The sequence below is a fragment of the Pantoea sp. X-Soil-YNGN-775 genome, from assembly GCF_059730575.1.
In genome coordinates, this window is the sequence record NZ_AP035946.1 from 375149 (window position 1) to 390013 (window position 14865).

The window sequence follows — 14865 nt, forward strand, 5'->3', positions numbered from 1 at the left end:
AATCCCCGTTCACCTCGCAAAACGCTGCGCGGTGGCGCGATGAGCCGCAATGAAGAAAAAGCGCTTCCAGCCGGAAGCGCCTGTCATTATCAGAAGGACATGGTCAGGCCGGCATAATAAGCCCGGCCCGGCTCATTATAGGTTGAGGCACCTTCGGCTTCACGGTAGATACGCTTATCCAGCAGGTTGTTAATACCGGCATTGGCACGCAAATTTTTAGTGATGTCGTAATTGAGATTCAGCCCAAAGATGGAATAGGCGCCGACTTCACGGGTCGACATCGGCGAACTTGCTTCGGTGCGTGACTCTGCATTTTCACGCGGCTTCTGGCGGCCATACATTGTCCAGTTCAGGTTAGTTGAAAAGTCCTGAGTCACCTGCCAGTCGAGCAGGGTATTGATGGTGTATTCCGGGATGATCGACAGCGGATTACCGGTCTTCTTATCCTTCGACTCAATCATATACGTCGCGTTGGTACGCCATTCCAGCGTATCGCGCACCAGTGGAATGGTCATATTTCCTTCCAGCCCCTCGACCACGGCTTTACCGCCATTGGACCATTGCAGGATATTGTTGCCGTTAGAGGCAAAACCAATACGCTCGGTTCCGGCGACGATCTTGTTCTTATAATCGTTGCGGAACCAGGTAAGCCCTGCGATATAACCGTTCTGACTATACTCAATGCCCAGCTCTTTATTTATGCTGATTTCCGGGTCAAGATTTTCATTACCGAGCAAATAACAGCTGCCGCTGGTTACACCAATCGGACAACCGTTACCGCGAGTAGCCAGTAAATAGCCTTCGGTTGACTGATAGAGGTTAGGGGCTTTAAACGCGCGCGCAATACCGGCTTTCAGCGTGAAGTTATCGCCTAAACCCTGTGAGATATTGAGCGATGGGCTCCAGTTCGCACCGAAACTGTCGTGATAATCAAAACGCAGACCGGGGATCACTTCTGTGCTGTCGGTAGCCGCAATGTTGTCTTCAAAGTAGAGTGAGCTAAGAGTAGCGCTGTTTTTACTGCTGCGCGCGCCAGCATCACCGCTCACATCGCCAATGGACACATTCGGCGCACTGGTGCCATTCATCGAGCTGGGATCGTTCAGTTCATCGCGGTTCCACTCAGCCCCCAGCGTGACGGTCTGTTCACGCACTAACTCCAGCGGGAAACTCACTTCGCCACCGGCCCGGTAACTCTCGAAGCGACTGGTTGAAAAGGTGTTGCTGTTAATCCGTCCTTCACCGCTGCCGGCGGTGCCTTCGTTCAGGCGGGTATTGTTGGTTTTTTCATAATTGAAGGTCAGTTTCGACTGCCCCCAATCCCAGATACCGTTGTGGGCGATGCCGTAGGTCTGGCGGTAGAGGCGGTTAGTTTCTGATCCATCCAGCGATTCAATCAGGGCATTGCCGGCACCGTTGCTGTATTGGGTGTCGCCGGCGTAGATATTTCCCTGACGACTGTAACCGTAGCTGAAATCAATCACCTGTAACGGGGTCAGTTTCCACGACAGCACGCCGTTAATATCTTTGTTGCGCACCCCTTCGCGGCCAGCAGCAGCGGAACCGTTTTGCGACTGGTTTATATCGAACGCATCACTGTCGGTTTTGTTGATGTTGCCGTATAACCGCATGGTCAGCGCGTCACCGGCCAGCGGGCCGCTGAGGTTAAAGTTAGCGCGGCGAGTAGCACCTTCTTTGTCATCTTCCGGCTGATTGGTGAACAGCGACAGCGAACCGTGCCAGTCATTGGTCGGGCGCTTAGTAATAATATTGACCACGCCACCGGCAGCACCAGAGCCGTAGCGGGCAGCCGCCGGACCGCGGATCACTTCGATACGTTCAACCATTTCGGCCGGTACCCAGTTAGAGTCGCCACGGGAATCGCGCTCGCCTCGCCAGCTGTAACGCACTGAATTTCTCGAGGTGGTGGGTACGCCATCAATCAGGATCAGGGTGTTTTCCGGGCCCATGCCGCGAATGTCGATCTGGCGGTTATTCCCGCGTACCCCGTTAGCACTGTTACCGGTCAGGTTAACGCCCGGCATTTTGCGAATGATGTCGGAAAGGTCATTGACCGGCGGACTTTTTTCAATGTCCTGCGCGGTAATCACCGAGACGCCCGGCTGTTGCTTTAACTCCTGTTCAGCAGTGACCAGCATTGTTTGGTCATCAGCCAGCTTTTCTGTTTCAGCCTCGTTAGCTGCAGAGGCGGAGGTGCTCAATATTCCCGCCAGCAGCAGCGCAACGGGGCGCTTCCGGACATGCATAGTTACATTCACTTAGAAAATCTCCCTGAATCGTTAAGGTATGTAAGCAAATGCGTATGATAATGAGAATAATTATCATTGTATATCCGATCTGGATAACTTTACATTCCTTCACGTTAGGCCGTTTAATGTACATTGCGGGGGCTGGTGGGCGGGTGACTGAGCAGAGCAGGTCGTCAGTTCCTGTCGTTCAGCAGGGAAATGCATTTAACATCGTCCCGAAACACAGGCGACGAAAGCTGCCGGCGAACAACAGAAATCGGTGAAAGGGCTGCAACAGACCGCCTCTGCGGCAGACGGGCAGCAAAGCGATCCGGCTGTAAACGCTGGCGGATTCATTCCGTAAGCGCCGCGGAAGTCCTTTTCGCACCGGGTTTTTTAGGTAATATCACGCCCCCGATATTTTCACGATAGTTCACCAGGAACAGGATGGATAATTACAATCAGCTACTGGCTTTCATCTGGGCCTATGAATATGGCAACTTCTCTGCCGCCGCACGGGCTAAAGGATTAACGCCTTCCGCGATGAGTAAACTGATTGGTCGGCTGGAGGCCAGACTGCAGGTCAGGCTGTTCGTTCGTGGGACGCGCGCGTTAAAGCTGACGGAAGAAGGGCATGTCTATCTCAAAAGCGCCCGTGCGGTGGTGGATGCGATGGCCGAAGCTGATTCACTGGCCGAAGAGATGCCTAATCAGATCAGCGGCCAGCTAAAGATACGGACCATGACGACCTTTGCCCGCTACCAGATCCTGCCCTGGCTGCCTGCTTTTATTGCGGCTTATCCCGCGCTGAAAGTGGATATTGAAACCGGGCCGCTTTATCAGGATCAGTTCGACAAAGGTCTGGATCTGGCTATCTATGGTGGCGTGCTGGCCAGCTCGTCACGTATTGCCCGTCGTATCGGCGAAAGTCAGTGGATTACCTGTGCTTCACCGGCATACCTCAGCCGGCACGGCATCCCGTCCCATCCGCGTGAACTGATTGAACATCGCTGTTTTCACTTCAACTTTGAAAGTCACTGGAACCAGTGGGTTTATACTGAAGACGCTCAGAGCCGGATTTTTCCGGTAACGCCGGTGGCTTCACTGTCGCAGGGTGATTTACTGCGCGATCTGGCTATTCAGGGCGAGGGCATTGTCCGGCTGGCTGATTTTCATATCCACCGTGATATCGGGCAGGGAAAATTGGTGCCGCTATTGACCAATTTCCAGTCGCCGATCAGAGAGCCGCTCTATCTGATCTACGCCAAAAGAGAGCATCTCAGCCCACGCATCCGCTGTTTTATCAACTTCATGGAACAGCAACTTGCCCTGCATCCGTGGCACATTGAGACCGTCACCGGTTAACCTTCGCGCTCCTCTTCAAAGCCCACTGTGAATCTTCGTCACAGTGGGTTTGCCTGCGGCTCGAATCCCATCCAGAAGGGGTTGTGATAACGTTCTGTCGACGTTTCACCAATTTCCTGGATAGCAAAACTGATGATCCCGACGACAAAATCCTCACAGGCAGGACTGGCACTGGCGCTGGCCTTTTTTTCAGGCATGCTCAGTAGCAGTCTGCCAACGCCGCTGTATCCGGTTTATGTCAGCTTATACCGGTTCAGCGCCTCACAGATTATGGCGGTATTTGGCGTTTACGCCGCCGGTGTTCTGCTCGCACTGCTGTTTACCGCGAAAGTAAACGTCCGGCCGGAAGCCTATACCCGACCTGTTTATACCGGACTGGGATGCGTATTGATTTCATCGTTGCTGATGATGTTTGCCGATAATATTACGCTGCTGCTGATTGCCCGGTTAATAACCGGTTTAGGTTCAGGTATATTAATGGCCTATATTAACCGCTCGCTGATAAAAATATTCGCAACGGAAGTCAGTAATCATGCTGCGCTGATCGCTTCCGCCGCCTTAATTCTGGGTCAGGCCATCGGTCCGTTTATTACCGGCAATATCGTACAGCATAATTTTTACAGCTTAAAAGCCCCGTTCATTATTTTACTGGTGCTGGTTTTACTCTCCCTTTTCGCCATCTGGCGTTGCCGCGAAATTGTGAATAAACCGCTCCAGCCGGTTGCTCATCCGCAGCAAGCCCTGACGCTCCACCGCCATCGGCCGCTCACTCTCAGAGATGTTTACCTCTGCTGCATGGCGATCTTTCTGTCGTGGGCAATGGCATCAACTCTGATGTCTCAGGGTCCGACACTGGCTCACAACGGCTACGCGATCGGCAGCGTGCAGATGGTCAGTTATTGCCTGTCACTATTCCTGCTTACGGCGGGGATCACCCAGTGGCTGATGCGAAAAAGGCACCATTACTCTTCGCTAAAAATCGGGGTAAGCACGCAACTGGCTGCGATATTACTCGCCCTGGTCAGCGTGCACCTTGTCAGTCCCGCTCTGGTTCTGGTTGCGGTGATTGCTGAAGGCTTTGCTTATGGGGCGATACTGGTCGGTGCGGCAACCATTGTGAATCAGGTTGCCCGCCAGCAACAGCGGGCTCATCTTATCAACCTGCTGTATATCACCGGCTATGTGGGTAACTGGCTGCCCTTTGCGCTGAGCATTATGATGGATCACTATCCGCTGCTAAAAGCCCTGAGCGAATACTTAATAGTCTGTAGCCTGCTAGCATTTTGTATTGCTTTCGCCGCGCAGGTTTCAGCGCGACAATTATATCAATCACCGATGGCTTGACTATCCGCTACGGTGAAAGTGAAAACCATAACCTTCGATAAGCGAAGGATAAAATAATTGCTGCTGTTCCATTTAATAATGATTAACACAGCGATATAACATGGCAGGTGTAATCGTGCCAATGACACCTGCCATAAGCCTGATGAAAAAGATTATATAAGGTCAGGAATGCCTGTTGCAGCAGGCTGATGCAGTATAACGATTAATTATTTTGCGGCATCTGGCAGCAGTTGCCGAATAAAGCTGACCGAGCTTTCCATGGCCTGAACTGCTTCCGGCTGCAGCCCGGTGAAAAAGTGCCACGCATGGAACATTCCCGGCCAGACTTCCAGATTAACCCGGACGCGATGATCACCGAGGTGACATGCCAGTCGCATCGCGTCGCTTAACATCAATTCATTTTCCCCAATCTGTATAAGAATCGGCGGCAAGCCGGTCACGTCGGCAAACACCGGGGATGCCATCGGATGATTTGGTAGTGCGTCACCGAGGAAGGTGCGTGCGAGAAAATCGAGTCCAGCCCTGGTGTTCAGCGGATCAAGGCCCTCTCTGTTTGTCATGGATGCGCCGCTATGTTCAAGATTTGCCCACGGCGAAATAGCGACGCCACCGGCCGGCAGAGGTAATCCTTTATTACGGGCGGCCACCATCACTGTCACCACCATTGCGCCGCCAGCAGATTCACCCACCAGTACGATTTTGCTGGCGTCATAACCCTGTTCTGTCAACCACTTATACGCTTGTAAGGTATCAGTTATCGGCGTCGGAAAAGGATATTCTGGTGCCAGCCGATAATCTGGCATATAGATACGGGCACCCAGCATACTGGCATAGTTACCACTAATGCCGTGATAGCCCGCCGGCTCACCGACGATGTAAGCACCTCCGTGAATATACATCACGACAGCGTCGGTTTTGATGGTCGCTGGCGTAACGAGCGTCCCCGGCACGCCACCCATATCGACGTCACTAAAACTGACGTCTGCCGGTGCCTGATTTTTTGCCAGCATACGGGTATAAGCGGCGCGAATTTCACTCATCGGTGTCGTGACATCTGCACCGGTGATGACAGGCGCAAGACCAGCCAGACTTTCAGACCACGCTTTGACAGCCTGTTTAGTTTGTGGATTCAGCATAATTCTTCCTGTTTTAATTTGTTCAGTTATTTAGCGAAAACTTATAATATCCGAACATTAAGGGAATGTGCTTCCCATATCCGGGTACGGTCACGCCCATTTAACCGGAACAGCAACAATGGAAATTAACAGCATTAATGACATCGCGGCGTTTGTTGCCGCCGTTAAAGCAGGCAGCTATACCCATGCAGCAGGTTCACTTGGCATCACGCGTTCGGCGATAGGAAAGAGCATCGTCAGGCTGGAAACCCGCATGGGTGTCAGACTGCTTAATCGCACTACCCGCAGCCTTAGTCTGACTGACGAAGGTCGGGTCATGTTCGATAGATGCCGTCAGATACTGGACGATCTGGACGAGATAGATGCGGCAATGGCGATGCGCCGCATACAACCGGCTGGAACGCTACGGCTTAGCGCACCCCTGTCTTTTGGTCAGCGACATATTCTGCCACTGTTGGATATTTACCTGAAAAAGTGGCCGCAGCTTCGGGCTGAAGTGTCGTTTAGCGACAGATTTGTTGATCTGATTGAAGAAGGTTTTGATATTGCCGTACGCATAGGCGGGCCACGAGATGATTCACGTATTCTGACCCGAACCATTGCCACACAGAAAATTGTCACCTGTGCCTCACCGGAATATCTCAGCTCGCGGGGGGAACCTGAGACGCCACAGGCGTTAATCGAACACGACACTATCTTTCTGCTGAGCGCAGAAAAAAGACGTAGCTGGCGGTTCGAAACACCGCAGGGCACATTTATCTATGAAGGACCCGGCCGATTAAATCTCGATAGTTCTGAAGCAATAAGAGCCTCGGCGTTATCAGGCTTTGGTATTGTGCATCTGCCTACCTATCTGATCGGTGAGGACCTCCGCAAAGGGCGACTGATCCCCATCCTTCAGGATTATCCCTTTACTGCCGAACCGATACGCCTTATTTATCCCAGTAAACGCCATTTATCACCGCGGATACGCGCGTTTATAGATTTGCTGGTTGAGCGTTGGCAACAACAATTACCCTGGGAGTAGCGGGTCCCGGGGTCTTCTTTTTAAGAGCAATTTATCTCTCAATATCGACCGGGGAAAATCCCCGACAGAAGCCTCAGATTTTGTCAGAACGCGTCATTGTGACTCCAGACTTATTAGGTCTGGAGTCTCATCACAATACGCGTTAAAATTTGCCGCCTTGCAGCGAAGAAGAGAATAGGTAAAGGATCATTGTGACGGTTGCAGAATTACGTTCGCCCCATGTTGGCCGCCATGTGTTGATCTGGCTGGATCAGGTCAGAGCCGCCTCTTTGGGTGAACTGGATAACTTTGGTGATGAAGGCTCGGTTGAGCAGGTGATGAAAGTCTGGGTCAAATTATCACTGCTGGTCAGTCGCCGCCGCCCGGAAATCGCCGTGTCATCATTACTGAAACATGTGCTGCCAAACATCGGATCGCAGCCGCTTAAATCGATCAACCGTTTACGGCTCAACCGCCTGTATAACATTTTGATTGCCGACGGTAAGAAAGAAGAGGCGCGGCGGGTCTTCGCCCTGACTAAACAGTTCCTCGCCTGGGCCGAGATGCAGGGCTATCTGGATCATTCTCCGATCGCCTCAATGAAAAAACGTGATGTCGCCGGACGCGCGACGCCGCCGCGCAGTCGCCAGCTGACCGATGCTGAAATCTGGGTGTTCTGGCACGGACTGGATAACTGGGCTTTGTCTGAGCAGGCGCGCTGGTCGCTGCGCTTGTGTCTGGTCAGTGCGCGTCGTCCCGATGAAATTGTGCAGGCGCAAAAAGCGGAGTTTGATCTGACACTCGGCCTGTGGAAGCAGGGCACCCGCAACAAATCACAACGGGAACATATCCTGCCGATTTCGCCGCTGATGCGTCAGTGCATTGATGCGCTGATGCGCGCCGCCGATCCTGACTCACCCTGGCTGGTGCCGGCACCGCGCGATCCGCAGTTACCGCTGTCGAAAGGTGCGCTGAATCAGGCATTGCGCCGCATGATCCGCGCCCCGCGCGGGCTGGGACTCGACGCCTTTACCCCGCGCGATTTACGCCGCACCGCGCGTTCCAAACTTTCCGCGCTGGATACGCCGAACGACGTCGCCAGAAAAATCATGAACCACGCGCTGGAAGGGATAGATAAGGTGTATGACACGCACGATTATCTGACGCAAATGCGCAGTGCAATGGACGCGTACTCAGCGGCGGTAGAACAGATCATCGGCTGCGAAAGTTACCAGGCGTTACGCCATCGCTTCGACGGTGAAACGCTGACCCTGAATGAACGTTCTATTATGGCCATGTCAGCCTAAGCGTTCAGGCCTTATTTTCATAAATGGTAGCGTAGCCAGGCGAAATAGACGTTGCCATTATTGTGCGTGCCGGGAATATAGGTCATCTGAAAGTCGGGCTTAGCGTATCCTACAGACGCCAGCGGCAATATTGCCGGTAGCGGAATATATTGCCAGTTATGCCTGGCGGTAACACCAGCGGTATATCCGGCCCCCCAGTGGAATTTTTCATCCGCTAATGGCCGCCAGGTCGCTAGCCAGCCATAACCACCAAAGGGTTCCCACTGATTAAAAGAATCCCTGAAGGCCATAGCATAGAGGCCATGCCAGTTACCTTTTTGGTCATAACGAGAAATCCCGCCGCCGGCGCCCCACGGCCTTTCATTATACTTTTCAATGTGTTCACGATCGTAGGTTGCCCGGTTATGCCAGGTAATCGCCGGCAGATAAAAGTCGATGCCGTCTGGCTGCTGCCATGGGGTGGCGACGTTATTACTGAAATTCTCCCAGCTGGCGCTGACACGCTGCGCAACAGAAGCGGCACCCGCTGGCAGGGCACTGCAAACGATCCTGATAGCGGACAGTCTCCGCATATTTTTATATCTGGCGCATAAAACCATCCCGTTAAAATTGAAGTAATGGCAGTTAAAGCTGACTCTGATAGCGGGAATGCTGTCATTCAAACAGACAATTTCAGTTCAGTAAAAAATCATTAGCGGCAACTTTCGGGGCCGGTTTAATTAATAAAACTTTTTTACGCGCCCGACAGATAATTCACGCACTCACCCTCAGGCCGTTCGCCGATCTCAACGCCAGCCAGCAACTCTCGGCGACGCATACCAAGTCCTGAATAAATTCGCATCATTTGCTAACAAATTCTTGCAATGATAATCGCAATGCGTATATTTCTCATTTGTTTTAAATAAACATCACACCCGCGCCCAGGCGCTCAGGGAAGGGTTTTGGTTCCTCAAACCATAAGCAGGGCAGACATGCCAGCAGGAAGCATGGTCGTGAACAGTGGCAGCATAAAAATCATAATAATTTGAGGAATTAACGATGTCTTTTGATGTTCAGCATGCCAGGGAAAGGTGCGTGTCGGCCCGTCAGCGCCCGCTACGCTACTCCTTACTGGCCGCCATGATTGCCACCTCGCTGGCACATAATGCCGCCCGTGCCGCAGAAACGTCTCCGCCAGCCGCCAGCGACAACCAGACCATGACGGTCAGCGCCTCAGCACAAACAGAGGGCGCGGCAGCGTCATCTCCGGCCAGCGATTACAGCGTTCCGGTGACCCGCGCGGGCACCAAAATGCTCGGTACGGTGCGTGATGTGCCGCAGTCTGTCAGTATTGTCAGCAAGCAACGAATGGAAGATCAGCAGCTTCAGTCGCTGAATGATGTGCTCTCTAACACCACCGGCATTCGCGGGATCAGTGGTGACATGGACCGCACCAACTACTATTCGCGCGGCTTCATGATCGACAACTACATGGTTGACGGCATCCCGACCGCATTCGCCGCCCGCTGGAACCTGGGTGACGCCCAGACCGACATGGCGCTGTACCAACGGGTAGAAGTGGTGCGCGGCGCAACCGGCCTGCTGACCGGGCCAGGCAACCCCTCCGCTGCCATCAACATGGTGCGTAAGCACGCCGACAGCAAAGAATTCGGCGGCACCGTCTCCGCCAGTTACGGCAGCTGGAACAAGCAGCGTTATGTGGCCGATCTCTCTGCGCCGCTGAGCGATTCGGGCAACGTGCGTGGCCGACTGATTGCCGGCTGGCAGGATAACAACAGTTTCATTGAGCGCTACGGTGCAAAAAAGCAGTTTGTCTATGGCGTGGTTGACGCCGACCTGACCGATTCGACCACGCTGTCGGTCGGCTATGAGTTCAGCCAGGTGAATACAGACTCCACCATGTGGGGCGGTGCACCACGCTGGTATACCGACGGCAGTCAGATTCACAGCCGTCGCGGCTACAACACCGCGCCGGACTGGGCCTATAACGATAAAGAGAACCGTAAACTGTTTGTGAACCTGAAACAGGACTTCGATAACGGCTGGAACATCACGCTGAATGGCGCGCACAACGAGATGCGGCTCGACAGTAAACAGCTCTATCTTGACGGATTCTTTGATAAGAATACCGGCGTCGGATACTCCTCCTACGCCAACTATCCGGTGGTCGGCGGAACCGGCTACAACACCGGCAAGCGTAAGGTGGATGCGGTTGATGCCTTCGCCAGTGGTCCCTATGAACTGTTTGGCCGCCAGCATGAACTGATGGTCGGCGTGAACTACAGCCGTCAGGACAACAAATACTTCAGCACCTTCGAAAATATCTCTCCTGAGTCGCTGGGTAATTTCAATGATTATAACGGTCAGTATCCGGAATCCGACTGGACGCCACGCTTGCCCGCCAGCGACACCCAGCTGGTGCGCCAGAAATCAACTTACATGGCGACCCGCCTCTCACTCGCCGATCCGTTGCATTTGATCGTCGGTGCCCGTTACACCAACTGGAATCGCGAAACCCCGACCGGCGAGATGGAGAAGAACAACACCACGCCTTACGGCGGGCTGATCTTTGACTTCGCTGAAAACTGGTCCGCTTATGCCAGCTACACCTCAGTGTTCCAGCCGCAGGATTATCGCGACGTCAACGGCGCGTATCTGGCGCCGGTGATCGGTAAAAACTACGAAGCGGGCCTGAAATCTGACTGGATGAACAGCCGTTTTACCACCTCACTGTCGGTGTTCCGTACCGAACTGGATAACGTCGGCGAAGCCACTACCCAGACGGTAAAAGGCTCGGGTGATGTGGCCTACATTGGCCGTAAAGGCGTGGTCAGCCGCGGCGTAGAGTTTGAAGTCAACGGCGCACTGACCGATTACTGGCAGATGACCTTCGGCGGCACGCGCTACATTGCAGAAAACCGCGACGGCAGCACCTTTAATCCGCAACTGCCGCAGACCAGCTTCAACCTGTTCACCAGTTATCGCCTGCCTGCGCTGCAACAGCTGACGCTGGGCGGCGGAGTAAACTGGCAAACCCACGTCTGGAACGACGTCGGTGCACCGGAAGGCAACGGCACCTGGCGCGCCCGTCAGGGAAGCTATGCACTGGTTGATCTGTTTGCCCGCTATCAGGTCAGTAAAAACCTGACGCTGCAGGGCAATCTGAATAACCTGTTTGATAAAGAGTACGACACTAACGTCGCCAGCTCGGTGGTCTATGGCGAACCGCGTAACGTCTCGGTTACTGCCAGCTACACCTTCTGATCATCGCGGTTCATCAACGATAAAACGCCTCAGCAGAGGCGTTTTTTTTGCGATATTCCGCTGGCTGCCGGCCTCAGGTAAAGCGTAAGGCCAGATGAAAACCCTGTCCTGCTTCAACCAGAATCGCCTCCGGCTGTTGTTCAAACCTGACGTCGCCCGCCAGCAGCGCCGTTTTAACTTTGGCCAGATCGTCGCTAACAAAGCCCAGCGCTACCATCCGCGAACTGCCATCATAATCTTCCGGCAGCGGCCCAAAGCGCTGCTGCGCATAGTCTGCCGAAGCAAAACGCACCGTGGCAGCCCCTGCGCGCAACACAAAAGCGCCTTCCGGGCAGGCGATAATTTTTCCGCTGCCAAACAGGTGGCTGTAGACCTGCGCCGACAGGGCCGGGTCCTGCGCCACAATCACGAACTCACTGATATTGCGCACACCGTTTGGATGCGCCTGCCACGCCGGCTGCCACACCGCTTCCGGCGTCAGATGCTGACAAAAAAAACTGCGTCCGTTGGGGATTAAAGACGGGCGCAGCCGCACGGTGCGAAAACGCGCTTCACTCACCGCGCCATCGGGCAGGGTAACCGGCCGGTGAAAGCTGGCGGGGGGATCGCCATCCAGATCCTGCCGCTGCAGATGCTGATATTCACTTTCGGCCTCGCTACTCTTCCACACCAGTCCGCTCAGCCCAGGTGGCGCTTGCCACAGATCGGCACGCCGGGCGGCCTTGCCCGGCTCATAGCCTAATAACTCAAGATAGTTTTCGCCGAACACAGCCAGATGGTTACTAGACCCCAGCGAGTGATGGCCCCGTTCGGTCAGCTGAAACCCGAGGCGACGAAACAGCGCGCTGGCCGCATCCAGCTGATCGGCGACGTTGATCACAGCGTGATCGAGAATCGGTTGTGGGACAGGGACAGACATCAGCAGATTCCTTCTTTTGGTCATTGTGCCGCCACAATCTGCAACGCGCGTGGCGCCAGGCGGGTGAAGTAGTTCACCGCAGGCTCGATCAGCGCTTCATCAGGATCGAAACCCGCATGATGCAATCCATACGTGCTGGCGCTTCCGATACTGACAAATGCCCCAGGCACCTGTTGCAGATAGAAAGCGAAATCTTCGCCGCCCATCTGCGGGGTGGCTGCGCGCTCGGCCAGATAGCCGGTTTCCTGCGCCAGTTCCAGTGCCACATCTACCCAGGCTGGCGTATTGATCAATGCCGGTGGGCCTTCCGTCCATTCCAGTTCAGCGGTGGCACCAAAGCCGGCAGCGATGCCCTGAATTAATGCGCTAATCCGCTGCGGGATCTGCGCCCGAATCTCGCTGTTATGGGTTCGCACCGTGCCTTCCAGCTCGACGCTTTCTGGCAGCACATTCCAGGTGTTGCCGGCGGTAAAGCGCGTCACGCTCAGCACTACCGTCTCGAGCGAACTGAATACCCGGCTCGGCAGCGTCTGCAAAGCGGTCACAATGTGGCTGGCAATCACAATAGAATCGATGCCTTCCTGCGGCCGCGCGGCGTGTGCGCCTTTGCCCTTAACCCGGATGACGAAGCGATCAACGTTAGCGTAGAACGCGCCCGGGCGGGTCCGCAGCGTACCCAGCGGCAGATCAGGCGCATTGTGCAGACCAAAGATGGCCTGCACGCCCTCCAGCGCACCGGCATCGATCAGCTGTCGTGCGCCGTGAAAGGTCTCTTCCGCCGGCTGAAACAGGAACCGCACCCGGCCAGGCAGCGTGGCTTCACGCTGTTTCAGTTGCAGAGCAACACCCAGCATCACCGCAGTATGCAGATCGTGACCGCAGGCGTGCATCACGCCCGGTTGCTGTGAGCGCCACGGCCGGTCAGTGATTTCATCAATTGGCAGCGCATCGATATCGGCACGCAGTGCGATCAGCGCCGGTCCGTCGCCCATTTCCGCCACTACGCCGGTTTTCAGTCCCAGCGGCAGCAGGCGGATGCCCGCCTGTTCCAGCCAGCAGGTGATGCGCTCGGTGGTAGCGAATTCGTGACTGGATAATTCCGGATGCTGATGCAATTCGCGACGCCACTGCACCAGTTGTTCAGTTGAAAACAATGTCATGGTTATCCCTGTTGTTGCGGCAGAAAAGGTTCACCCAGCGTCAGCATCAGGCGGTTCGCCCAGGCAAAAAAGGCACTGGACTGGATCAGATCGAGCAGGGCAAGGGTGTCCAGCCCCTGATCACGCACCGCATCGATATGCTGTTGCGTCAGCCGCACCGGTGTGACCGATAGCGCCGCCGCGAAAGCGATCAGCGCCTGCCAGCGCGGGCTTTGGCCGTGGGACAACACCGCTCCCGGCGCGACGTTCAGCAGTTTCTGAATCGCATCATCCTGCTTCGCTAACTGACTGGCTTTGCGCGCATGGACCGACGCACAATAAATACATCCGTTGACCTTACTCACGACCGTTGCCGCCAGTTCCCGTTCAGCGCGCGGCAGACCGCCAGCGGTGTAGAAAATGCCTTTGTCAGTCAGGGTGCGCTGTTCCAGCAGCGGCAGGTTACGCGCCAGCAGGCGGAAATAATCGGAGTCGCTATGACCAAATTTAGCCAGTGTAGCCTGTTCATCCGCACTGAACTCCGCCAGCGGTTTCGCCGCCAGCCAGGGTTCCCAGCCCAGTTCACGCTGGGTAAAGGCGGTGACGGCCCTCTTGCCACTGGCGGTGTGCGGCGCATCGTGCCAGTGACCAGCCACCACCGGCGACGCGTCTCCCTGTGCCACATCGCCCTGTAATGCACGCAGACCGGCCAGCAACCGGCTCTGGAAACTGATAAAAGCCACCAGCTGCGCCAGCGTGACAATGCCGCGTGGGCTCCAGCCCGCCTGCTGCAATTCGGCAATGTGTGCCGGTGCGGCGCTGACCGGTTCGAAGGTCAGGCGTCGGGCAAACGCTTCGGCGGCCCGATCGCGCTCAGAGACGCCGCCCGGCTGCGACGATCGCAGGTGTAAATAGTGTGCCTGCAGGCCCGGCTGGTCATGCCACTCCGCCAGCTGCGCGGCCAATGCCAGCCGTTCAGGCAGCGGAAAATCATCCTCCTGCTGGCCGAACAGCACCGCATAACTGCCCTGGGTATGCTGGGTGGCGGCGTGGCGGGCCTGGCGCGCTTGTGCCAGGTCAGAATCGGGGGCGATATCGGCCAGTGCGTTTAGCAGATCGTCAGCTTGAGTCATAAC

At 55.0% G+C, this 14865-nt stretch carries 11 protein-coding genes; 5 read left to right on the forward strand and 6 right to left on the reverse strand.

Annotation, left to right across the window (positions count from 1 at the left end; genetic code table 11):
• Positions 1-89: 89 nt before the first annotated feature.
• The gene (locus AC6I8I_RS21690; protein ID WP_312054108.1) at positions 90-2267 is read right to left on the reverse strand and encodes a TonB-dependent siderophore receptor; all 2178 of its coding nucleotides are present in this window, start codon (positions 2265-2267) and stop codon (positions 90-92) included.
• A gap of 429 nt (positions 2268-2696) precedes the next feature.
• Here AC6I8I_RS21690 and AC6I8I_RS21695 point away from each other — a divergent pair, with 429 nt between their 5' ends.
• Both AC6I8I_RS21695 and AC6I8I_RS21700 read left to right on the forward strand, forming a co-directional pair.
• Positions 2697-3614 carry a LysR family transcriptional regulator gene (locus AC6I8I_RS21695; RefSeq protein ID WP_497828687.1) on the forward strand — a complete coding sequence of 306 codons (918 nt, stop codon included), beginning with the start codon at positions 2697-2699 and terminating at the stop codon, positions 3612-3614.
• Between the two features lie 132 nt (positions 3615-3746).
• Positions 3747-4958, forward strand: a complete 1212-nt coding sequence (locus AC6I8I_RS21700; RefSeq protein WP_497828688.1) for an MFS transporter — start codon at positions 3747-3749, stop codon at positions 4956-4958.
• A 206-nt stretch (positions 4959-5164) separates the two neighbouring features.
• On the opposite strand, the gene AC6I8I_RS21705 is transcribed toward AC6I8I_RS21700, so the two are convergent.
• A complete protein-coding gene (locus AC6I8I_RS21705) occupies positions 5165-6094 on the reverse strand; it encodes an alpha/beta hydrolase (RefSeq protein WP_497828689.1) in 930 nt (309 codons plus the stop codon).
• Between the two features lie 118 nt (positions 6095-6212).
• Here AC6I8I_RS21705 and AC6I8I_RS21710 point away from each other — a divergent pair, with 118 nt between their 5' ends.
• Together AC6I8I_RS21710 and AC6I8I_RS21715 are read left to right on the forward strand one after the other, a co-directional pair.
• Positions 6213-7121, forward strand: coding sequence for a LysR family transcriptional regulator (locus AC6I8I_RS21710; protein WP_497828690.1), 909 nt, complete (start codon positions 6213-6215; stop codon positions 7119-7121).
• Positions 7122-7312: 191 nt separating this feature from the next.
• Complete coding sequence (locus AC6I8I_RS21715; RefSeq protein WP_312757440.1) at positions 7313-8407, forward strand: tyrosine-type recombinase/integrase; 1095 nt, start codon at positions 7313-7315, stop codon at positions 8405-8407.
• Between the two features lie 17 nt (positions 8408-8424).
• On the opposite strand, the gene pagP is transcribed toward AC6I8I_RS21715, so the two are convergent.
• A complete protein-coding gene (gene pagP, locus AC6I8I_RS21720; RefSeq protein ID WP_497828906.1) occupies positions 8425-8979 on the reverse strand; it encodes a lipid IV(A) palmitoyltransferase PagP in 555 nt (184 codons plus the stop codon).
• A gap of 466 nt (positions 8980-9445) precedes the next feature.
• Here pagP and fhuE point away from each other — a divergent pair, with 466 nt between their 5' ends.
• Positions 9446-11671, forward strand: coding sequence for a ferric-rhodotorulic acid/ferric-coprogen receptor FhuE (gene fhuE, locus AC6I8I_RS21725; RefSeq protein WP_497828691.1), 2226 nt, complete (start codon positions 9446-9448; stop codon positions 11669-11671).
• Between the two features lie 73 nt (positions 11672-11744).
• Here the strand turns inward: fhuE and AC6I8I_RS21730 are convergent, their stop codons facing one another.
• From AC6I8I_RS21730 to AC6I8I_RS21740, 3 genes are read right to left on the reverse strand one after another with little or no spacing between them, the layout of a single operon-like run.
• Positions 11745-12590, reverse strand: coding sequence for a VOC family protein (locus AC6I8I_RS21730; RefSeq protein ID WP_497828692.1), 846 nt, complete (start codon positions 12588-12590; stop codon positions 11745-11747).
• A 20-nt stretch (positions 12591-12610) separates the two neighbouring features.
• Positions 12611-13750: an amidohydrolase gene (locus tag AC6I8I_RS21735; protein ID WP_497828693.1), complete on the reverse strand. Its 1140-nt coding sequence runs from the start codon at positions 13748-13750 to the stop codon at positions 12611-12613.
• 2 nt (positions 13751-13752) lie between these two features.
• Complete coding sequence (locus AC6I8I_RS21740) at positions 13753-14862, reverse strand: alkylhydroperoxidase domain protein (RefSeq protein ID WP_312054057.1); 1110 nt, start codon at positions 14860-14862, stop codon at positions 13753-13755.
• Between the last annotated feature and the right edge of the window lie 3 nt (positions 14863-14865).

What these genes read in the sequence shown, in the direction of transcription:
- AC6I8I_RS21690 (WP_312054108.1), bottom strand. Translation starts at nt 2,267, where the DNA reads ATGCATGTCCGGAAGCGCCCCGTTGCGCTGCTGCTGGCGGGAATATTG.
- AC6I8I_RS21735 (WP_497828693.1), bottom strand. Translation starts at nt 13,750, where the DNA reads ATGACATTGTTTTCAACTGAACAACTGGTGCAGTGGCGTCGCGAATTG.
- AC6I8I_RS21705 (WP_497828689.1), bottom strand. Translation starts at nt 6,094, where the DNA reads ATGCTGAATCCACAAACTAAACAGGCTGTCAAAGCGTGGTCTGAAAGT.
- AC6I8I_RS21700 (WP_497828688.1), top strand. Translation starts at nt 3,747, where the DNA reads ATGATCCCGACGACAAAATCCTCACAGGCAGGACTGGCACTGGCGCTG.
- AC6I8I_RS21730 (WP_497828692.1), bottom strand. Translation starts at nt 12,590, where the DNA reads ATGTCTGTCCCTGTCCCACAACCGATTCTCGATCACGCTGTGATCAAC.
- fhuE (WP_497828691.1), top strand. Translation starts at nt 9,446, where the DNA reads ATGTCTTTTGATGTTCAGCATGCCAGGGAAAGGTGCGTGTCGGCCCGT.
- AC6I8I_RS21710 (WP_497828690.1), top strand. Translation starts at nt 6,213, where the DNA reads ATGGAAATTAACAGCATTAATGACATCGCGGCGTTTGTTGCCGCCGTT.
- pagP (WP_497828906.1), bottom strand. Translation starts at nt 8,979, where the DNA reads ATGCGGAGACTGTCCGCTATCAGGATCGTTTGCAGTGCCCTGCCAGCG.
- AC6I8I_RS21740 (WP_312054057.1), bottom strand. Translation starts at nt 14,862, where the DNA reads ATGACTCAAGCTGACGATCTGCTAAACGCACTGGCCGATATCGCCCCC.
- AC6I8I_RS21695 (WP_497828687.1), top strand. Translation starts at nt 2,697, where the DNA reads ATGGATAATTACAATCAGCTACTGGCTTTCATCTGGGCCTATGAATAT.